Raw genomic sequence first — 21,219 nt, forward strand, 5'->3', positions numbered from 1 at the left:
GTTACCTCGACTTGGCTGGCGGCGGATTGTCTTGTCTGTAGGTACGCTTGGGATGGATGACCAGACGTTTGACCTGTGCGTCCAGTTCCGCGCTGTGATAAAGATCCATGCACTTCAGCAAGTCGAAGCGGACGCCCTTGATTTCAGCGTCAACGAGCGGGTTGCGATAATCGCGCGCCAGGTAACGATCCACCAGTGACTTGATTTCGTCTGGAGCTTTCTCCAGATCGTAAGCAGTCCAGTCCCGCAATGCGCTGACGCTGCTTCCCGCGTCAATGGCGGCATCCTTGTCGTGCCTGTAAGCGTTCGCGATGCAGGTCGCCAGCACCATGTCCTTGTAGTTCTGCGCGTAAGTACGAGTCCCCGCCTGTGGAGACGCGCGTCGTTCGTCCTTGGCATAGACCACCGACGCGCAGGAAATGAAAGCTGAAGCGGTCAGGATACCGACCCAAACCTTCTTCATGGAAGACTCCAGAAGTTCGCACGGTCAGTGCGATATCTTGCCTCTGGCTCGTTGAAGTAACAGTGGTCGTAGCAGACATTCCCGTTGAACAGCGTTGCGTGGCCTTGTGCATCCGACCAACCTGAAACTTCGAAAAGAATCAGCCCCTTCTTACCGGCAAGCGAACCTCCGTCAGACGGTGGATACTCAACAACCTCCGGCTGCCCCCATTTCTGCCGAAGAAAGGCAATGAGGTTCCTGACACGGAAAAAATACTGACGTCTATCCGCTCCCGATACGGTCTGTCCGGGAATGCTCGGAATAGTCAAACCCGAATGACTCAGGATATAGCTCATCCGCACCGCACAGGTATTAGTCCAGCGCTGTCGAGGATCAGGGTTGTTAATGTTCTTCTCAACATACCCTCCAATGATTTTTGCTACCTTGACGCTTGAGTTTACGGGAGCATAAATTCGCTGCGAAGCAGCCCACGCAGCAGTGAAACTAGGTCGGGTCATCTTCCATCCTTGATCTCGGGATTCGGCGATGATTTTCCGAATCCCGTTCAACAGTCGGTCGAATATCGGTATAGCGGCTGAACATCGACGGCGCGTTGTCACTAGTCAGAGATCACTGGAATCAACCCAGATGTGGGTGCCGTGCCGCCGTCGGCAGTCACCGCCTTGCCTTCACCGATCAACGTGATGGCCAGTGCGAGAGCGGTGCAAGGTCGCCACTGGCGTCAAGCGACCTCACTTGCGGAACAGCCGGTGTGATAGCTGCGCCCAGATACTTCAGCAGTTGCCCGCAGGCCACGGGCGACTGCGGCAACGGTGTCGGGAGCTGAACTCAGAGTCCGTAGCGTTTGATCTTGTCGTACAAGGTCGCCTTGCCGACTTGCAGCAGATCCGCGGCCTGGCTGACCGCACCACCCGTGCGCGCGAGCGTATCGGCGATCACTGCGCGCTCGTAGCGCTCCATGCGCTCGCGCAGCGGCACCGATTCGTCGCCGGCGTCGGTCCTGCCGGCGCCCTGCCCGCCTTCGGGCACGCCCAGCACCAGACGGTCCGCCGCATTGCGCAGTTCGCGCACATTGCCGGGCCACGGCCGCTGCATCAGTTGCTGGCGCTGCATTTCGGAGAGGATTGGCGCGGGGCGCTGATACCGCACGGCGGCGACCAGCATGAAATGCTCGAACAGCGGCACGATGTCTTCGCGGCGCTCGCGCAGCGGCGGCAACGGAATCGTCACCACATTGAGTCGATACAGCAGGTCCTGACGGAACGCGCCCTGCGCCACCAGCGCTTCCATATCGCCTTTGGCGGCGGCCACAATGCGTACGTCGATCGGGACCGATGCATTCGACCCCAGCCGTTCCAGCGTGCCCTCCTGCAGCACGCGCAGCAGCTTCACCTGCAACGCCAGCGGCATGCTTTCGATTTCGTCGAGAAACAGCGTGCCGCCCGACGCATGCTCCAGCTTGCCGACGCGGCGCTTGCCGGCGCCTGTAAATGCGCCGGCCTCGTGGCCAAACATTTCGCTTTCGAAAATGGCCTCCGGAACGGCGCCGCAGTTCAGCGCGATAAACGGCGCGTCGCGGCGCGTGGACAACGCGTGCAGGCTGCGCGCCACCAGTTCCTTGCCGGTGCCAGTCTCGCCGTTGATCATCACCGGCACGTCGGTGGCCGCGACATTGGCGATCAGGTCGCGCACCTGCGCGATGGCGGCCGATCTGCCGATGATGCGCGTTCCCGCCGCGGGGCCGGCCAGTTCGCGGCGCAATGCCAGGTTTTCCAGTTCCAGCGCGCGCCGCTCGAGCGCGCGGCGTACGGTATCGGTCAGGCGGTCGGCACCGAACGGTTTCTCGATAAAGTCGTAGGCGCCTTCGCGCATCGCCTGCACGGCCATCGTGATGTCGCCGTGGCCGGTGACCAAAATCACCGGCACGCCCGGCGCCAGATTGCGGCAGTGATGCAGCAGGTCCAGCCCCGATGCGCCGGACAGCCGCACGTCGGTCACCAACACGCCGGGAAAATCGGCGGTCAGGTGCGGCATCGCCGCCTCGGCCGACGGCAACGCCAGCACCGCAAAGCCCGCCAGTTCCAGGCTCTGCGCCGTGGCCTGACGCACCAGCGGTTCGTCTTCGACAAACAGCACGCGCAGTCCGTCATGCATCGCAATCATTTCCCTGTCCTTTTGTTGCCGTACCGATCCTGCCGCAGCCCGATGCGCCGCCTGGCGTCCGGCGCCTCATGCCGGCACGGGCTGGCGTGCACGCCGCAAGGTCACCACGAATTCCGCGCCGCCACCGTCGACGTTCGCGGCCGTCAATTGGCCGCCGAACTCGCGCACGATCGACGACGAGATGGCCAGCCCAAGGCCCAGCCCCTGGCCGATTTCCTTGGTGGTGTAGAACGGTTCGAACAGGCGCGGCAACGCTTCGGCGGCTATGCCGGCGCCATTGTCGCGCACCGCGATCCTGACCGTTTCGTCGCTGGCCGCCACCGTCACGTCGATCTGCCCATCCGTGCGGCCTTCGGCTGCGATCGCGTCGAGCGCGTTGCCCACCAGGTTCAGCAGCACCTGTTCCAGTTTCAGTTCGTCGGCCCAGACCGAAAGATCCGCGCCGTCGCCGTCTAGCCCGTTGATGGTCAGCGCGACGTGTCCGAGGCGCGGCGCCATCAATTGCAGGACATGATCGAGTGCGGCGCGCACGCGCACCGCGTTGCGCCGCTGCCGCGCCTTGCCGGCAAACAGCTTCAGTTGTCCGGTGATCTTGCCCATGCGCTCGGTCAGATCGGCGATGGCGGACAGGTTGCCGGTGGCCGCATCGAGCTGGCCGCGTTCGAGCAGCACGCGGGTGTTGTCCGAAAACGTGCGCAGCGCGGCCAGCGGCTGGTTCAGTTCATGCGTGATCCCGGCGGCCATCTGGCCCAGCGCGGCCAGCTTGCTCGCCTGCACCAGTTCGTCCTGGGTGGCGCGCAACTCGCTTTCGGCGCGCGTGCGCTCGGCCACTTCCGCTTCCAGTTGTTCGTTGATGGCCATCAGATCGGCCGTGCGCGCCTCCACGCGGCGCTCCAGCTCGTCGTAGGCGGCTTCAAGCAGGCGGCGGCTGTACAGCATGTCGCGCGCGCGCTGGCGGCGTTGCCGCAGGTTCACCAGCAGCAGGCAGATGCACGCATACGCCAGCGCGGCGCCGATCGTCGCGCTGCGCGCGTTGGCCAGCACCGGATCGAGCGGCGCCATCACCTGCATGGTCCAGCGGGCGGGTCCGACGGCGCGATTGATTTCGAGATATCGATCGGCGCCGTCGTCGGCCAATCCCGGCTGTGCGTCGGCGGCTTCCGTCGCGGTGCTTGTACTGGTCGCGCCCACGCGCACCAGCCGCTCGCCTTCGTCGAGCGTGGTGTCGGCCAACCAGCGCGTCACCGGCGAATCGAGCGCCTGCATCGGCAATGGCGTGACATCGACATCGTGATACTGGCGCGTGTTGTGCAACTCGGCCTGCAGCGCGGGCGGCAGCGGCCGCAGCGTGCGGTACTGCCAGGCCGGCACCGATGACAGAAAGATCACGCCATGCTCGTCGGACACCATGAGCGGCTCGCCCCGCCCGGACCCGGCACGCGGAAACCATTCGAGATTGAGCTTTACCACCGTGACGCCGATCACCCTGCCGGCCGCTTCGATCGGCTGCGCGATGTAGTAGCCGGGCTCGTCGCTGGTGACGCCGATGGCGTAGAAACGGCCGATCTCGCCGCGCGACGCCATCTGGAAATAGGGCCGGAAGCGATAGTCGGTGCCGACGAAGCTGCCCGGCTCGCCGTGGTTGCTGGCGGCCAGCGCGCGCCCGTTGGCGGCGATCACGTAGGTGGCCGAGGCGCGCGCGCGGCGGTTGACCTCGACCAGGTAGTCGTTGACGGCCGCGATGCGCGCGGGATCCTCGGGCGACGCCAGCAGCGCGCGCACCGACGGATGCAGCGACACCAGTGCGGGCAGGAATTCGTAGCGGTCGAGCGTGGATTCGAGCGTCGCCGCGTAGCGGTCGGCCCGCATCGCGGTGGACTGCTGCAGCGCAGCGATGCCGCGCTGGACCGACAGCAGCCAGGTCAGCGCGCACAGCGCGACGAGCCCGGCCAGCAGCGCGATGGCAAAACCCCACCAGCGCGTGGCCGATCCCGGCGAGTGTGCGGGCGCGGCGGAGTCATGCACGGCAAGGAAGTCGTCGGAATGGGGCATCGGCGGGCGCGAAAGCTCTTGCGCCGATGATACCCGCTGGCCGTGCCGGGGGGCGGCCGTGCCAGCGCGGTGTGCGCGGGCGGCGCCGGCGATGCCGCGGCCGGCCTCGCCCGGGGCTGCCCGGTCGGGCTCAGCGTGCGCCGGCGTCGGCGAGTTCGACGTTGTCATCGCCGCCACGCAGCACGCGGCTCAGGCGCGCGCGATCGAGCTCGCGCTCCCACGCCGACACCACCACGGTGGCCACGCCATTGCCGATGATGTTGGTCAGCGCACGGCATTCGCTCATAAAGCGGTCGATGCCCAGGATCAGCACCATGCCCGCCACCGGAATCGTCGGCACCACGGCCAGCGTGGCGGCCAGCGTGATGAAGCCCGAGCCGGTCACGCCGCTGGCGCCCTTCGAGGTCACCATCGCCACGGCGAGGATCGTCAGCTGCTGCATCAGCGTCAATTCGATATTGGTGGCCTGCGCGATGAAGATCACCGCCATCGTCATGTAGATATTGGTGCCGTCGAGGTTGAACGAATAACCGGTCGGCACCACCAGCCCGACCACCGACTTCGAGCAGCCGAGCTTTTCCATCTTTTCCATCAGGTGGGGCAGCGCGGCCTCGGACGAGCTGGTGCCCAGCACGATCAGCAGTTCTTCCTTGATGTACGCGACGAAGCGGATGATCGAGAAGCCGATCAGGCGCGCCACGGTGCCCAGCACCACCAGCACGAACACAATGGCCGTGAAGTAGAACGTGCCGATCAGCTTGAGCAGCGGAATCAGCGAGCCCAGGCCGTACTTGCCGATGGTGAACGCCATGGCGCCGAACGCACCGATCGGAGCCACCTTGGTGATCACGTGCACGATGTGGAAGAACACCTTTGACACCTGGTCCACCATGTCGTGGACGATGCGCGCGCGCTCGCCGATGACTGCCAACGCAGAGCCGAAGAACAGCGACACCAACAGGATCTGCAGGATGTCGCCGTTGGCGAACGCGCTGAAGATCGTGTCCGGGATGATGTGCATGAAGAATTCGACCGTGCTCTGGCCGTGTGCCTTCGACACGTATTGCGAGATCGACTTGGTGTCCAGCGTGGCCGGGTCGATGTTGAAGCCGACGCCCGGCTTGAGCACGTGCGAGGCGACCAGGCCGATCAGCAGCGCGAAGGTCGAGACGATCTCGAAATAGAGCAGCGCCTTGCCGCCCACGCGGCCCACCTTCTTCATGTCGCGCATGCCGGCAATGCCGGACACCACGGTACAGAAGATGATCGGCCCGATGATCATCTTGATCAGCTTGATGAACGCGTCGCCCAGCGGCTTCATTTCCACGCCGGTTTGCGGCCAGAAATGACCCAGCAGGATGCCGACGGCGATCGCGAACAGGACCTGCACGTACAGGATCTTGTAGAAGGGTTTCCTCATGATGTCTTCCTCGGTGTTATGACCGGTGTGGGGCGCTCGATGGCGTCCCGCGTTGCACGCCTGGCCAGAAAGCGTCGGCGGCGCGTCTGCTGGTAACTATTTGCAACAGCCGTGCCACAGCGAGGGCGGCGATCAAGTCATTGATTTACAAGGAAGTCGTGAGAATCGCGCGGTGCGGCGCTCCAGAATTCCGGAAATCCGGAATGGCGGACTCCGGAAATCCGGACGGCATTGCGCCGCTTGCACCACTCAAAAGTGTCGCCAGAGGCATCCCGATGGATACCGCTGCATGGTCAGGTGTCGGTGCGCAGGGCCGTGGCGCTGTGGATTCCGGATTTCCGGGCAGTGTCGCGGCGCGGAATGACATGGCCGACCACGTATAATTACGAGCTTCCGATTCACGCCGCGCCCGCGTCCGCCCCTGTACGACGGCGCGCGCACGCCAGTCCGCCGTCATGAGCAGCTACTACAAACATCACGTCTTCTTCTGCCTGAACCAGCGCGACGACGGCAAGGCTTGCTGCGCCGACCACAATGCGCGCGCCATGCAGGAATACGCCAAGAAGCGCTGCAAGGAGCTTGGCATCGCCGGCGCCGAAGGCCGCGTGCGCATCAACAAGGCCGGCTGCCTGAACCGTTGTGAACTTGGACCGGTGCTGGTGGTCTACCCCGAGGCCGTTTGGTACACCTTCGTCGACGAGCAGGACATCGACGAAATCATCGAAAGCCATCTGATCAACGGCAAGCCCGTCGAGCGCCTGATGGTGGACCGCTGATCCCCGTACCTGCCGAGCCGCGCCGGGTCGATGCCCGGTTTTTTGTTGTGCCGTCGTTATCCTGCCCCCAGTCATCATGAACGCGCATACCCAGGTCACCACCATTGCCGGTCCCGTCGGCGCCATCGACATTTCGATCGATCTGCCGCAGAACGAACCCGTGCGCGGCATCGCGCTGGTGGCCCATCCGCACCCGCTGTTCGCGGGCACCAAGGACAACAAGGTGGCGCAGACGCTGGCGCGCACCTTCGTCGCACTGGGCTACGCCACGGTGCGCCCCAATTTTCGCGGCGTCGGCGGCTCGGCCGGCGAGCACGACAAGGGCATCGGCGAACAGGACGACCTGCTGGCAGTCATCGACTGGATGCGCACGCAGACCGCGTGGTCGCCGCAAGTGGCCACGCTGCCGCTGGCGCTGGGCGGATTTTCGTTCGGCAGCTTCGTGCAGACGCACGTGGCACGCCGTCTGGCCGAGGCCGGCAAGCCCGCGCAACGGCTGGTGCTGGTGGGCACCGCCACCAGCCGCTGGGACGTCGCCACGGTGCCGGCCGACACCATCGTGATCCACGGCGAACAGGACGACACGGTGCCTCTGGCCAGCGTGCTGGACTGGGCCCGTCCGCAAGAGCTGCCGGTGATCGTCATTCCCGGCGCCGACCATTTTTTCCATCGCAAGCTGCACCTGATCAAGCAGCTTGTCGTCAACGCGTGGGAACGGTGAACCGTCCCGTCCGCGCCCATCCTTTTCTCGTTGGAACATTACTCATGCTGAACAGAGCCACGCCGCACTTCGCGTCCGCCCTCGCCCCCGTCGCCATCGCCGCGACGATCGCCACCGCGCTTGCCGCCGCTCCCGCCGCCGTGCTGGCGCAGGGCGTGCCGACGCCGCAAGTGGCCGCCAAGTCCTGGATGCTGTACGACGTGACCAGCGGTCAGGCGCTGGCATCGCAGAACGCCGACCTGCGCATCGAACCGGCGTCGCTGACCAAGCTGATGACGGCCTACCTGGCGTTCGAGGCGCTCAAGGAAAAGCGTCTGACGCTGGACCAGACCGTGACGCCCACCGACATCGTGCGCAAGGTGAAAAGCGATGAGTCGCGCATGTTCATCGAGGCCGGCAAACCGGTCAGCGTGCAGGACCTGCTGTTGGGCCTGATCGTGCAGTCGGGCAACGACGCCGCGCTGGCGCTGGCCGAAGCCGTGGGTGGATCCGAGGAAGGCTTCGTGGCGATGATGAACCGCGAAGCGCAGCGCATGGGCATGAAGGGCACGCACTTCACCAATACCGACGGCGTGCCCGACCCGAACCACTACACCACCGCGGTGGACCTGGCCACGCTGACCACGCGCCTGATCAAGGACTTCCCCGAGTACTACGCGATGTACTCGCAAAAGGAGTTCACCTATAACAAGATCAGGCAGCCCAACCGCAACCGCCTGCTCTACATCGACCCGACCGTCGACGGCGTGAAGACCGGCCACACCAAGTCGGCCGGCTACTGCCTGATCTCGTCGGCCAAGCGTCCGCTGGCCAATGTGCCGAATGGCTCGCGCCGCCTGGTGTCGATCGTGATCGGCACCAACACCGAGCAGATCCGCACGCAGGAAAGCCTGAAGATCCTGAACTACGGCTTCCAGTTCTTCGACACGCTGCGCCTCTATGACCGCGGCCAGGTGCTGGCCACGCCCGACATCTACAAGGGCAAGAGCGGCACCATCAAGATCGGTGTGGCCGACGAGACCTTCGTCACGGTGCCCAAGGGCACGGGCGGCCGCCTGAAGCCGGTGCTGGAGCGCCAGGAACTGCTGATCGCGCCGATCGCGGCAGGCCAGCAGGTGGGCACGGTCAAGCTGATGGACGGCAACAACAAGGTGGGCGAATTCCCGGTGGTGGCGCTGGAGGAAGTGCCCGAGGCGGGCTTCTTCGGCCGCCTGTGGGATACGATCCGCCTCTGGTTCAAGCGCAAGTAAGGAATCCAGATGACAACCGATTCGAACAACGGTCCGCTGACGCCGGGCGATATTCCGCCCGAGCAGTCGCTGATCGAATACCCGAGCGATTTCCCGATCAAGGTGATGGGCGCGATGCAGGACGGCTTTGCCGAAGCCATCGTGACGCTGATCCAGGACTTCGACCCGAACTTCCACGCCGGCAAGATGGAGATGCGTCCTTCGCGCAACGGCAACTACCTCGGCCTGACCGTGACCGTGTGGGTCACCAGCCGCGAGCAGCTCGACGATCTGTATCGCGCGCTGACGTCGCACCCGATGGTCAAGGTGGTGCTGTAAGCGCATGAACGCCATCACCCTGAAGCCGGGCAAGGAAAAATCGCTGCTGCGGCGCCACCCGTGGGTCTACGCCACGGGCATCGCCTCCACCGAAGGCCGCTGCGAAGCGGGCTCGACCGTGGTCATCCGCGCCGCCGACGGCCGGTTTCTGGCGCGCGGCGCCTACAGCCCGGCATCGCAGATCCGCGCCCGCGTGTGGACGTTCGATGAGAACGAGCCGGTCGATCACGCGCTGTTCAAGCGTCGCGTGGCCGCCGCCGTGGCGCATCGCAAGCGCTGGGTGCACGACACCAGCGCCGTGCGCCTGATCTTCGGCGAAGCCGACCGCGTGCCGGGCCTGATCGTCGACTACTACGGCCAGGGCGAAACCGGCCAGTTGGTGTGCCAGTTCAATGCCGCGGGCGTCGAGCAGTGGAAGGATGCGCTGGTGCAGGCGCTGATCAAGGAAACCGGCTGCCCCAACGTCTACGAACGGTCCGACGCGGCAGTGCGCCAGCGCGAAGGCCTGGAACTGGTGACCGGCGTGCTGGCCGGCGCCGAACCCGATCCGGAACTGTCGATCACCGAGCACGGCGTGCGCTACTACGTGGACGTGCGCAACGGCCACAAGACCGGCTTCTATGTCGACCAGCGCGACAACCGCAAACTGGTGGGCGATCTGGCCGAAGGGCGCGAGGTGCTCAACTGTTTCTGCTACACCGGCGGCTTTTCGCTGGCGGCGCTGCGCGGCGGCGCCGCATCGGTGACGTCGATCGATTCGTCGGGCGAAGCGCTGAAGATCGCGGCCAACAACGTCACGCTGAACGGCTTCGATGCGCAACGCGCCACCTGGCTCGATGCGGACGTGTTCAAGACGCTGCGCGAATTCCGCGCTGAGGGCCGCCAGTTCGATCTGATCGTGCTCGATCCGCCAAAGTTTGCGCCGTCGGCCCAGCACATCGACCGGGCCGCGCGCGCGTACAAGGAAATCAATCTGGTCGGCATGCAGTTGCTGCGTCCGGGCGGCCTGCTGTTCACGTATTCGTGCTCGGGCGCGATCGGCATGGAACTGTTCCACAAGATCGTGGCCGGCGCCGTGACCGACGCTCGCGCCGACGCCCGCATCCTGCGCCGCCTGTCGGCCGGCACCGATCATCCGATGTCCGCGGCATTTCCCGAAGGCGAATATCTGAAGGGCCTGCTGCTCGAGAAAATCTGACGTGGCCGGCAGCGGCGCAGCCGGGCCCGGGTTTTCCAGAATTGCCTTGAGACTGTCTCACTCCGGTCATATTGGCCGCATAAGATTCGTCTCACGGTAAGGCATTGGCAGGTGTCTGACCGTCTCTTCTTATCAGTCTTCGTGGTAATGGCCCCGCCCTTGTGGCGGGGCGTTTTTTTTTTGCGCTTCGCGCATTCGCCGCACCACCGCCAGCCGGCATGGAGGGCGCCCTCTACTGCCGCCACCGCGCGCCGCCGCGTCATCTGAAACTCCCTATAATCGAACGATCGTTCAGTTCACCGATTGCGTACCCATCATTCGAGGAGACTTCATGCCCGGCGCCAAACATATTCCACCCGTCCTGCAAAACCTGGCCTTGCCCGTCATCGCATCGCCCATGTTTATCGTCAGCTATCCGGAGCTGGTGATGGCCCAGTGCAAGGCGGGCATCGTTGGCTCGTTCCCGGCGCTCAACGCGCGTCCGGCCGAACTGCTCGACGAATGGCTGACGATGATCCAGGAAGAGCTTGCGGCGTTCCAGGCGGCCAATCCTGGCAAGCCGGTGGGGCCGGTGGCGGTGAACCAGATCGTGCATGTGTCCAACGCTCGGCTGGAGCACGACGTGAAGGTCTGCGTGGAGCACAAGGTGCCGATCTTCATCACGTCGCTGCGCGCGCCGGTCAAGGAAATGATCGACGCAGTGCACAGCTATGGCGGCATCGTGCTGCACGACGTCATCAGCATCCGCCACGCGGAGAAGGCAATCGAGGCCGGCGTCGACGGGCTGATCCTGGTGGCGGCTGGCGCGGGCGGCCATGCCGGTACGCTGTCGCCGTTCGCGCTGGTCGGCGAAGTGCGCAAGATCTTCGATGGCCCGATCGCGCTGTCGGGCGCGATCGCCACCGGCGACGCCGTGCTGGCCGCGCAAGCCATGGGCGCCGATTTCGCTTATGTCGGCACGCGCTTCATCGCGTCGCAGGAAGGCCACGCCAGCGCCGAGTACAAGCAATCGATCACCAGTTCGGCCGCGTCGGACATCATCTACACCAACCTGTTCACGGGCGTGCACGGCAACTACATCCGCGAGAGCATTCTTAATTCGGGGCTCGATCCAGAAAACCTGCCCGTGGCGGACAAGACCAAGATGGACTTTTCCAGCGGCGCATCGAAGGCCAAGGCATGGAAGGACATCTGGGGCGCCGGCCAGGGCGTCGGCCAGATCCACGACATTCCCACCGCGGGCGAGATCGTGGCGCGCATGAAGGCCGAGTACGATGCCGCGCGCGCCCGCCTGGGACTGGTAGCATAAGGGCGTTTTTGCGCCCTGCGCCCACCATCGCGCCGCTTTTCGCCCCCGTACCGTTGCAGCCCGCCCACCCCGAACGCCCCAACCGCCAGGCCGGCCAGCCTGAAACGCTTACCCACCGCGAGCGCGCGATCCGCGCGTTCTGGGTGACCTGCGGCGCGCTGAGCCTGGTGCTCGGCATCATCGGCATCTTCCTGCCGCTGCTGCCGACCACGCCGTTCATCCTGCTGGCCGCCGCGTGCTTCGCGCGCGGGTCGGAGAAATTCCATCACTGGCTGATCACGCACCAGCGCTTCGGGCCGCTCGTGCGCGACTGGCAGGCGCATCGCAGCATCCCGCTGCGCGCCAAATGCCTCGCGCTTTCGATGATGTGGGTCTCGATGGGCACTACCGCGTGGCTACTGCGCGGGCGCCCCGTGTCGTCGCTGACGCTGCTGGCGATCGGGCTGGCGGTCACGGTGTGGATGGTGCGGCTGCCGACGCGCCCGCGCGGCGGCTACGCCGATACGGACACGCAGCAGCCATGACGGCTGCGCGCGCGCGACGCCCCGTTGCGCGCCCGCCGCTGTCAGTCGTAACGGCGCGCGTCCTCGATCACGCGGCCGTCCTGCGGCAACGATCCCGCCGCCACAAACTGCACGTCGCCGCGCAGGCGCATCACCTCCCGCATCGATTCGGCAATAGCGCGCGCCAGGCCTTCGTCGTCGCGCGTGGCGTCGCAATGCAGCGTCATGGCGTCGTTGCCGACCGCGCCCGTCACCACCAGCCGTGCGGCGCGGATTTCCGGATGACGGCGCACCACATCGGCCACCTGGCCCGGATGCACGAACATGCCCTTGACCTTGGTGGCCTGGTCCGCGCGGCCCAGCCAGCCTTTCAAACGGATGTTGGTGCGCCCGCAGGGGCTGGCCCGATGCGATGAATCGGCCACTACGGCCGACAAGTCGCCGGTGCCGAAACGGATCAGCGGATAGTCGCCATTGCCGAGCACGGTGACCACAACTTCGCCGGTTTCACCCTCGGGCATCGGCTTGGAGCCGCCCGGCTCGACGATTTCCACGATCACGCCTTCGTCGACCACCCAGCCGTCGCCGCCATCGGTTTCGTAGGCGATCAGGCCGAGATCGGCGGTGCCGTACATCTGCCGCGCCACGATGCCATGGTCCTGCAACCACGCACGCAGCGCGGGCGGGCAGGCTTCGCCGGATACCAGCGCCTTCGACAGGCTGCCGCACGGCGCGCCCATTTCGGCGCCGCGCTCGATCAGCAGTTTCAGGAACGACGGCGTGCCCGCATAGGCCGCTGGCTGCAGGCTGGCCAGCGCCTGCACCTGCGATTCGGTCTGCCCGACGCCAGCGGGAAACACGCAGCAGCCCAGCCGGTGCGCGCCCGACTCCATCATCATGCCGGCCGGCGTGAAGTGATACGAAAACGTGTTGTAGACCAGATCGCCCGCGCGGAACCCGGCGGCAAACATCGCGCGCGCGGTGCGCCACCAGTCCGCCGCAAAGCCGTCGGGCTCGTGGATTGGCCCGGGCGACTGAAACACATGACGCAGCGCACCGACGCGCGTCGCATTGAGCCCGCCCAACGGCGGCGCCGCGCGCTGGCGCGCCGCCAGTTCGGACTTGCGCGTGACCGGCAGCAAGGCCAGCGCCTCACGCGAGCGGACCTCGCGCGCATCGACTTCGCACAGCACCTCGGCGAAGTACGGCGCGTGCGCCTGTGCGTGGGCGATCTGCTGCGCCAGCGCGGTCATCAACGCCGCTTCGCGCTCGGCGGGTGCGCGCGTTTCCAGGGAATCGAAGTAGTCGGCCATGGCAGAAATTTCGTGGACGATGCTGGGACGTTATGGTGGGAGTGGCGATGGCGCGCCGAGGTCAGCATGCGGGCCGGCGGTGCGCGCCGGTGTGCGGCTCGGCGCGGGTCGGCTATGACCCGCGCTCAGGCCAGCCAGCGCTTGCGCCGACGATAGCTCTTGACGTCGCGGAACGATTTGCGCGCGCCGCCCTCGGCGTCGTTGGCGGCCACGCCCAGATAGAACTCCTTGACGTCCTCGTTGGTGCGCAGCGATTCGGCGTCGCCATCCATGACCACGCGCCCGTTTTCGAGGATGTAGCCGTAGTCGGCGTAGCGCAGCGCCACCATCGTGTTCTGCTCCGCCAGCAGGAAGCTGACGCGCTCGCGCGTGTTCAGGTCGCGCACGATCTCGAAGATTTCCTCCACGATCTGCGGCGCCAGGCCCATCGACGGTTCGTCGAGCAGGATCATCGACGGCTTGGCCATCATCGCCCTACCGATGGCGCACATCTGCTGTTCGCCGCCCGACGTATAGCCAGCCTGCGACTTGCGGCGCGTCTTCAGGCGCGGAAAGTACGCGTAGATCTTGTCCAGCTCATCGCGCGTATCGCCGCGCGACAGTCCACGCGTGTAGGCGCCGGTCAGCAGGTTTTCCTCGATGGTCAGATGCGCAAAGCAATGGCGGCCTTCCATCACCTGGATCACGCCGCGCTTGACGAGGTCGTTGGGCGTGAGCTGGTCGACGCGCTGGCCGCGATATTCGATCGATCCCTTGGTGACGTCGCCGCGCTCGGCGTGCAGCAGATTGGAGATCGCCTTGAGCGTGGTGGTCTTGCCCGCGCCGTTGGCGCCCAGCAACGCCACGATGCGGCCCTCGGGCACATCGAGCGACACGCCCTTGAGCACCAGGATCACGTGGTCGTAGATGACTTCGATGTTGTTGACGGATAGCAGGGACATGGCGACGCCTCGAAATTTCCCACCGTTTGCGAGCGCCCTCTCCCACGCATGGGAGAGGGGCGACCACTCAGCCGCGCAGCGCCGCGGCTCAGGACTTCATGCACGCGGGCGTGAAGCCTTTTTCCTTGGCGTACTGCGCGGCGGTGGCCTTGAACAGCGGGTGGATCAGGTTCTTGTTGCCTTCGATCCAATCCGACACCACCACCCACTTGGTGCCGTCCCACTGCTGGATCTTCACCTTGCCCGATCCTTCGTGGTTGTCGCAGCTGGTCTTGATCTCGGGCAGCAGGCCGGTGGCGCCGAGCTGTTGCAGGCGCGCGCTGGTCAGGTTCAGGTTTTCGAACGCCCAGCGCATTTCGTCGCCGCTCATCACCTTCTTGCCGAACTTGGCCTGCGCCACGCGGATCGCCTCGACGGTCACCACGGCCGCCGACACGCCGCGGTTATAGAGCACCGATCCCACCTTGTTCTTGTCCTGCATGTTGCCCTTGCCGGCGCCGTAGACCACCTTCTCGATATCGGCGATCAGCGGCACGCCCTTGCCCGCCACGTTCCACGTCGCGCTCATGTAGCCCTTGGCCGCGTCGCCGGCCGGCACGGTGTCTTCCTCCGATCCCGCCCACCACGAGCCGATCATCTTGTCGCGCGGAAAGCCCACCTTCTGCGCGGCCTTCAGCGCGGTCTGATTCATCACGCCCCAGCCCCAGAAGATCACGTAGTCCGGATTTTCCTGGCGAATCTTGAGCCATTGCGCGCCCTGTTCGTTGCCCGGATGCGCCACGGGGATTTCCACCAGGTTGAACTTGCCGAGCTTCGCCTCGGCCTGCAACGCCACGATGGGCTCCTTGCCATAGGCCGAATCGTGATACAGGTAGACGATCTTCTTGCCCGCGAGCGAGCCGCCGTTCTTCGACGCCAGGAACTTGACGATGGCCGACACCTGCATCTGGTAGGTCGTCACGAGCGGGAACGCATAGGGGAACACCGAGCCGTCCACCGCGTCGGTGCGGCCGTAGCCCATCATCACCAGCGGCACCTTGTCCGCGGCGGTCTTGTCGACCAGCGCATATGAGATGCCGGTGGACATGGTGTGATACGCAGTGCCCTTGCTGGTGCTGTTCTTGGCTTTCAGCCGCTCATAGCACTCCACGCCCTTGGCGTTGTTGTATTCGGTTTCGCACTCCTCCCAGGACAGCTTCACGCCGTTGACGCCGCCGTCCTTGAGATTGACGTAGTTCAGGTAATCGACAAACCCGCCGTAGAACGACTGGCCATTGGCGCCATACGGGCCGACGCGATAGCTGGGCAGCGCCACGAACTGGTCGCCGGCCTGCGCTTGCGCCGGCAGCGCGGGCGCCAGCAACGCAGCGGCGACGCTGACCACCAGGGCGACGCGCTGCATGTTGCGAAATACGGTTGTCATGACAGTCTCCTTCACCTCGAACGGGCGTTGTTATGGGAACGACTCGAAAACACCACGCGGCGCGATGCACATCGGGCAAGACGATTCCGACCGCGCAGCAATGCCGGAACCATGCCGACCGCACCGCTAATGCGGGAACGGCCAGAGCCGCAGCTTTTCCTTGGCGATCTGCCAGAGCCGCGCCAGGCCGTGCGGTTCGACGATCAGAAAGAAGATGATCAAACCGCCAAACGTCATCAGTTGGATATGCGAGACGGTGGCGTTGGTGAACGGCAGGTGCAGCAACGCCGCCAGCGCGGGCAGCACGTTGTCGAGCAGGATCGGCAACAGCAGGATGAACCCGGCGCCCAGAAACGATCCGAGCACGCTGCCGACGCCGCCGATGATGATCATGAACAGGATGCGGAACGAGAGGTCGAGCGAGAAGCCGTCGGGCTCCACGGAGCCGAGATAGCAGAACGCGTACAGCGCGCCGGCCACACCGCAATAGAACGAACTCACCGCGAAGGCCAGCAGCTTCGTGCGCATCAGCGGAATGCCGATCACTTCGGCGGCCACGTCCATGTCGCGCACCGCCATCCAGGCGCGGCCCGTGGCCGAGCGCACCAGGTTCTTGGCGATCAGCGCCAGCACCACGACGATCGCCAGCACAAACAGGTACTTCTTCACCGGCGTGTCGATCGGCACGCCGAACAGATCGAGCCGCTGGGCGGTGATCACGCCCGACGAGCTGTTGTTCGACAGCCAGGGAAACTTGGTCAGCGCCCACACCACGAAAAACTGCGCGGCCAGCGTGGCCACGGCAAGATAAAAACCCTTGATGCGTAGCGACGGCAAGCCGAATGCCACCCCAACCAGCGCAGCCGTGGCGCCGGCGAGCACGAACGTCAGCAGCACCGGAATACCCTCGATGCGCAGCTGGAAGTTGTAGGCGGCATAGGCGCCGACCGCCATGAACGCAGCCGTGCCCAGCGACAGCTGCCCGGCGTATCCCGTGAGGATGTTCAGCCCCAATGCCGCGAGCGAGAAGATCAGGAATGGCGTGAGGATGGCGCTGAGCCAGTATTCGCTGCCCGTGAACGGAATCACGGCAAATGCCACGACCATCAGCAACGCAAAAAAGATGCGGTCCTGCCGGATCGGAAAGATCTGGCTATCGGCGATGTAGCTGGTCTTGAACTGGCCCGATTCGCGGTAGAGCATGAAATTCTCCAGACATCAGCAAAGTTAGCCTTCGCCGAAAACACATCGCCCGCTAGACGCGCGACTTGGACGGTTTTTGCCTCCGGCCGTCGCTGCGCGACTTAACTTTGCTGCGCAAAGTTAGCCTTCGCCGAAAACACATCGCCCGCTAGACGCGGTCGATGTGTTTTTCTCCAAAAAGTCCCTCCGGACGTACCAGGAGGAACAGCAACGCAAACACGTACGGGAACCAGCCCTCAATGCCGCCGAAGTTTCCGCCGAACACGGACTGGAATACGGGCGGGATGTAGATTTCCGCCAGCTTTTCCGATGCGCCGATGATCAGGCCACCGACGATGGCGCCGGGCACCGATGTGAAGCCGCCAAGGATCAGCACCGGGAGGGCCTTGAGCGCGGTCAGCGTGAGGGCGAACTGCACGCCGTTTCGCGAGCCCCACAGCATGCCGGCCACGAGCGCCACAAAACCGGCCACGCCCCACACAATGGCCCAGATGTGCTGCAGCGGAATGCCCAGCGAGAGCGCCGCCTGGTGGTCGTCGGCCACGGCGCGTAGCGCGCGGCCTACCTTGGTGTACTGGAAGAACAGCGCCAGCACCGCCACCAGCACGGCGGCGATCAGTGCGGCGGCCAGGTCGAACTTCGACACGACGATGTTGAATTTCGTCAGGATCGATTCGATCGGCTCGTCGACGATGCCGAGCTGGATGGGACGGACCTCGTTGCCGAACAGGAGCGGCCCCAGCCCCTCCAGAAAGAACGACAGGCCGATGGTGGCCATGAACAGCGTGATCGGCGGCTGGTTGACGAGCTTGCGCAGCACGAAACGTTCGGTGCTCATGCCGACGATGATCATGACGACGAACGCGCCGATCACCGCTGCCCACATCGGCAGCCCCTTGTCCATCAAACCGACCACCGCCAGCGCGGCGAAATACACCATCGCGCCCTGCGCAAAGTTGAAGACACCGGACGCCTTGTAGATCAGCACAAAGCCCAGCGCCACCAGCGAATACATCAGCCCGGAGAGCAGTCCGCCGATCAGGATTTCGAAGAAGAAGGTCATGGTGTGGTCCCGGCGCGCGGCGCGGTGCGTTAGTGTGAAGCGCCCAGATAGGCGCGGATCACGTCGGGATTCGACTTGACCTCGTCGGGCGTGCCGTCGCCGATTTTCCGGCCGTAGTCGAGCACCACCACACGGTCGGAAATATCCATCACAACGCCCATGTCGTGTTCGATCAGCACGATGGTGGTGCCGAACTGGTGATTGACGTCGAGGATGAAGCGGCACATGTCCTGCTTCTCCTCCACGTTCATGCCGGCCATCGGCTCGTCCAGCAGCAGCATCGAAGGTTCGGCCGCCAGCGCGCGCGCCAGCTCCACGCGCTTCTGCAGGCCGTAGGGCAGGCGGCCCACCGGCGTCTTGCGGATCGCCTGGATTTCCAGGAAGTCGATCACTTCCTCGACCTTGCGGCGATGGCGCACTTCCTCGGCGCGCGCCGGGCCCCACCACAGCGCGTGCGCAAACAGTCCGGTGCGGAACTGCGTGTTGCGGCCGGTCATGATGTTGTCGAGCACGCTCATGCCCTTGAACAACGCAATGTTCTGGAACGTGCGCGCGATGCCCTGGCGCGCCGCCTCGGTCGGATGCATCTGACGACGCTCCTGCCCGCGAAAGACGATGCGGCCGTGCTGCGGGTGATAGACGCCATTGATGACGTTGAGCATCGAACTCTTGCCCGCGCCGTTCGGCCCGATGATCGCGCGGATCTCGTGCTCGCAGACATCGAACGAGATGTCGGTCAGCGCCTTCACGCCGCCGAACGCCAGCGAGATGTTCTGCAGGTCGAGGATGACGTCGCCGCGCGTCTGCGTGCGCGCCGTGGCATCGGGTCGATGCGCGTCGCCGGTGCGCGGAATGTCTTCACGCGCGCCTTCGGCGTGACCCGGCGGCGCCAGGTTGCCGGGCGACACCATCGCGCCGGCGGCGTCCACGCGCGCCATGCCGCCCTGCCACGCTGTCTGGGTAACCGTCATGCTGATTGCCTCCCGTCCCTGTGAGCCTTCATGCCGCGCGCGCACCGCCAGCGGGCGGGAAGCGCTTCACGTCCACCAGCTTCAGCGTGGCCGACACGCTGCCTTCGCGGCCATCCTCGAACTTCACGCGCGTATCGATGAACTGCTCGGTGCGCCCGGCATAGAGCGCGTCGACCAGCACGCGGTACTTCTCGGCGATAAAGCCGCGCCGCACCTTGCGCGTGCGCGTCAGTTCGTCGTCATCGGGATCCAGCTCCTTATGCAAAATCAGGAAGCGCGCGATCTGCGAGCCGGCCAGCATCGCGTCGGCGGCCAGATCAGCGTTGACCTGTTCCACGCAATCGGCAATCATCGCCGTCACTTCGGGCAGCCCGGCCAGATCGATGTATCCCGCATACGGCAGATGGCGGCGTTCGGCCCAGTTGCCCACCGCATCGAAATCGATATTGATAAACGCGCAGACCTTATCGCGGTCGGTGCCGAAGGCCACGGCCTCCTTGATGTACGGAAAGAACTTGAGTTTGTTCTCGATGTACTTGGGCGCGAACATCGATCCATCAGCCAGCTTGCCGACGTCCTTGGCGCGGTCGATGATCTTCAGGTGACCGTCGGCGTCGATCACGCCCGCATCGCCGGTCATGAAATAGCCGTCGTCGTTGATCGCTTCGCGCGTGGCGTCGTCGCGCTTGTAGTACGCCTTGAGCAGACCAACGCCGCGCACCAGCACTTCGCCGTTGTCGGCAATGCGGATCTCCATGCCGGGCGCGGCGGGGCCGACCGAATCGAACTTGACCTGGCCATCGGGCTGCAGGCAGACGTAGGCGCAGGTTTCGGTCTGGCCATAGAACTGCTTGAGATTGATGCCGATCGAGCGGTAGAAGCGGAACAGGTCCGGTCCGATCGCTTCGCCGGCCGTGTAGCCGACGCGGATCCGGCTCATGCCCAGCACATTGCGCAGCGGCCCGTAGATCAGCAGTTCGCCCAGCGCGTAGCGCATGCGGTCGGCCCATGACACCGCGCGCCCGTCGAGGATGTCGGCGCCGCAGCGGCGCGCCACGCCCATCGCCCAGCCGAATATCTTGCGCTTTGCCCAGCCCGCATCTTCCATGCGGATCATCACCTGCGTGAGCAGCCCTTCGTAGATGCGCGGCGGCGCGAAATAGTAGGTGGGGCCGATCTCGCGCAGATCGGTCATCACGGTCTCGCGCGATTCCGGGCAGTTGACCGTGAAACCCGCCACCATGGCCTGCGCATAAGAAAACAGGTTGTCGCCCACCCACGCCATCGGCAGGTACGACAGCACATCGTCGTGCGGGCCCAGGCCATCGAACTGGCAACCGTTGCGCGCGGCGCCGATCAGGCCCGCGTGGGAATGGCACACGCCTTTCGGCTTGCCCGTGGTGCCGGAGGTGTAGAGGATGATCGCGGTGTCGTCCGGCGCGCCGGCCTGTACCGCCGCGTCGAAGAAGCCCGGATTGGAGCGGTCGTATTCGCGTCCAATTTCCTGCACGCGCGCGTACGACAGCAGTGAGGGATCGTCGTAATCGCGCAGGCCGCGCGGATCCTCGTAGATCAGATGACGCACGGCGCGGCCGCGCTCTGCCAGTTGCGGCTGCACCTCCAGCAGCTTGTCGACCTGTTCCTGATCCTCGACGATGGCGAACGCGATCTCTGCATCGTCAAGCACGTAGACCATCTCGTTGGCGATGGCGTCCTGGTAGAGCGGCACCGGCACGCCGCCCAGCGCCTGCGCGGCCGTCATCGCCCAGTACAGGCGCGGGCGGTTGTCACCCACCACGGCCAGGTTCATGCCGCGCTGAAAGCCGAGCGCTGCCAGCCCGCATGCCAGCTCGCGCACTTCGCGGGCTACTTGCGACCAGCTGTATGTCTGCCAGATGCCGAGATCCTTTTCGCGATGGGCCGGGTGATCGGGCCGCTGCGTGGCGTGCGCCAGCAGGCATCGCGGGAAGGTCGTTGCCGACGATTCCTGCATTGCTGTCTCCTCTCCCCGCCGACGTAGGTGCCATGCCGGGTATCAAGCCGCAACACCGGTCGCTATACTGGGTCGATCGCGCGACATTGCCGCACCGCATCAAGCCCGCCTTGCCTTTGTGGATGAGGATTGCTGGCAG

General features: G+C 65.0%; 19 protein-coding genes and 1 pseudogene. 7 read left to right on the top strand and 13 right to left on the bottom strand.

All coding sequences use genetic code 11. The features are described 5' to 3' along the window. Position 1 precedes the first annotated feature (1 nt). From AC1RKI_RS02280 to AC1RKI_RS02305, 6 genes and pseudogenes are all read right to left on the bottom strand, one after another. Positions 2-463: a type VI secretion system amidase immunity protein Tai4 gene (locus AC1RKI_RS02280; RefSeq protein WP_061959692.1), complete on the bottom strand. Its 462-nt coding sequence runs from the start codon at positions 461-463 to the stop codon at positions 2-4. Next, complete coding sequence (locus tag AC1RKI_RS02285) at positions 460-960, bottom strand: type VI secretion system amidase effector protein Tae4 (RefSeq protein WP_084004265.1); 501 nt, start codon at positions 958-960, stop codon at positions 460-462. Before AC1RKI_RS02285 ends, AC1RKI_RS02280 begins: the two co-directional genes overlap by 4 nt. Before the next feature lie 119 nt (positions 961-1,079). Further along, positions 1,080-1,261: pseudogene (locus AC1RKI_RS02290) on the bottom strand (aromatic amino acid lyase); the annotation flags it as partial. Positions 1,262-1,291: 30 nt separating this feature from the next. Continuing rightward, entirely contained in the window at positions 1,292-2,617 is a 1,326-nt protein-coding gene (locus AC1RKI_RS02295; RefSeq protein WP_492794330.1) for a sigma-54-dependent transcriptional regulator, read from the bottom strand. A 75-nt stretch (positions 2,618-2,692) separates the two neighbouring features. Then, positions 2,693-4,678, bottom strand: a complete 1,986-nt coding sequence (locus tag AC1RKI_RS02300) for a sensor histidine kinase (RefSeq protein ID WP_490713962.1) — start codon at positions 4,676-4,678, stop codon at positions 2,693-2,695. Positions 4,679-4,808: 130 nt separating this feature from the next. Continuing rightward, entirely contained in the window at positions 4,809-6,101 is a 1,293-nt protein-coding gene (locus AC1RKI_RS02305) for a dicarboxylate/amino acid:cation symporter (RefSeq protein WP_280519607.1), read from the bottom strand. A 452-nt stretch (positions 6,102-6,553) separates the two neighbouring features. Here AC1RKI_RS02305 and AC1RKI_RS02310 point away from each other — a divergent pair, with 452 nt between their 5' ends. The 7 genes from AC1RKI_RS02310 to AC1RKI_RS02340 all read left to right on the top strand — a co-directional run bounded on the left by AC1RKI_RS02310 (position 6,554) and on the right by AC1RKI_RS02340 (position 12,194). After that, entirely contained in the window at positions 6,554-6,874 is a 321-nt protein-coding gene (locus tag AC1RKI_RS02310; RefSeq protein ID WP_061959192.1) for a (2Fe-2S) ferredoxin domain-containing protein, read from the top strand. Positions 6,875-6,950: 76 nt separating this feature from the next. Continuing rightward, on the top strand, positions 6,951-7,595 hold the full coding sequence (locus AC1RKI_RS02315) for an alpha/beta hydrolase (protein ID WP_061959191.1): 645 nt from the start codon (positions 6,951-6,953) through the stop codon (positions 7,593-7,595). A gap of 44 nt (positions 7,596-7,639) precedes the next feature. After that, complete coding sequence (locus AC1RKI_RS02320) at positions 7,640-8,845, top strand: D-alanyl-D-alanine carboxypeptidase family protein (RefSeq protein WP_492794000.1); 1,206 nt, start codon at positions 7,640-7,642, stop codon at positions 8,843-8,845. A gap of 9 nt (positions 8,846-8,854) precedes the next feature. After that, a complete protein-coding gene (locus tag AC1RKI_RS02325; RefSeq protein WP_061959189.1) occupies positions 8,855-9,163 on the top strand; it encodes a YbeD family protein in 309 nt (102 codons plus the stop codon). A 4-nt stretch (positions 9,164-9,167) separates the two neighbouring features. Further along, positions 9,168-10,361 carry a class I SAM-dependent rRNA methyltransferase gene (locus tag AC1RKI_RS02330; RefSeq protein WP_061959188.1) on the top strand — a complete coding sequence of 398 codons (1,194 nt, stop codon included), beginning with the start codon at positions 9,168-9,170 and terminating at the stop codon, positions 10,359-10,361. A gap of 331 nt (positions 10,362-10,692) precedes the next feature. Further along, positions 10,693-11,670 carry an NAD(P)H-dependent flavin oxidoreductase gene (locus AC1RKI_RS02335; RefSeq protein ID WP_061959187.1) on the top strand — a complete coding sequence of 326 codons (978 nt, stop codon included), beginning with the start codon at positions 10,693-10,695 and terminating at the stop codon, positions 11,668-11,670. Between the two features lie 53 nt (positions 11,671-11,723). Further along, on the top strand, positions 11,724-12,194 hold the full coding sequence (locus AC1RKI_RS02340) for a YbaN family protein (RefSeq protein WP_492794328.1): 471 nt from the start codon (positions 11,724-11,726) through the stop codon (positions 12,192-12,194). A gap of 41 nt (positions 12,195-12,235) precedes the next feature. Here the strand turns inward: AC1RKI_RS02340 and AC1RKI_RS02345 are convergent, their stop codons facing one another. The 7 genes from AC1RKI_RS02345 to AC1RKI_RS02375 form a co-directional block, all read right to left on the bottom strand. After that, entirely contained in the window at positions 12,236-13,486 is a 1,251-nt protein-coding gene (locus AC1RKI_RS02345) for a phenylacetate--CoA ligase family protein (protein WP_341247779.1), read from the bottom strand. 125 nt (positions 13,487-13,611) lie between these two features. Continuing rightward, positions 13,612-14,427 (bottom strand): ABC transporter ATP-binding protein, encoded by an 816-nt coding sequence (locus AC1RKI_RS02350; protein WP_150980799.1) that lies wholly within the window; start codon positions 14,425-14,427, stop codon positions 13,612-13,614. An 88-nt stretch (positions 14,428-14,515) separates the two neighbouring features. Beyond that, on the bottom strand, positions 14,516-15,850 hold the full coding sequence (locus AC1RKI_RS02355) for an ABC transporter substrate-binding protein (protein ID WP_150980801.1): 1,335 nt from the start codon (positions 15,848-15,850) through the stop codon (positions 14,516-14,518). A 126-nt stretch (positions 15,851-15,976) separates the two neighbouring features. Then, positions 15,977-17,053, bottom strand: coding sequence for a branched-chain amino acid ABC transporter permease (locus AC1RKI_RS02360; protein ID WP_061959183.1), 1,077 nt, complete (start codon positions 17,051-17,053; stop codon positions 15,977-15,979). Between the two features lie 148 nt (positions 17,054-17,201). Next, positions 17,202-18,116 (bottom strand): branched-chain amino acid ABC transporter permease, encoded by a 915-nt coding sequence (locus AC1RKI_RS02365; protein WP_061959182.1) that lies wholly within the window; start codon positions 18,114-18,116, stop codon positions 17,202-17,204. Between the two features lie 29 nt (positions 18,117-18,145). Further along, entirely contained in the window at positions 18,146-19,087 is a 942-nt protein-coding gene (locus AC1RKI_RS02370) for an ABC transporter ATP-binding protein (protein ID WP_061959181.1), read from the bottom strand. Positions 19,088-19,115: 28 nt separating this feature from the next. After that, on the bottom strand, positions 19,116-21,080 hold the full coding sequence (locus AC1RKI_RS02375; protein WP_227458380.1) for an AMP-dependent synthetase/ligase: 1,965 nt from the start codon (positions 21,078-21,080) through the stop codon (positions 19,116-19,118). Positions 21,081-21,219 lie beyond the last annotated feature (139 nt).

Source organism: Cupriavidus sp. GW822-FHT06G04 (assembly GCF_058799075.1).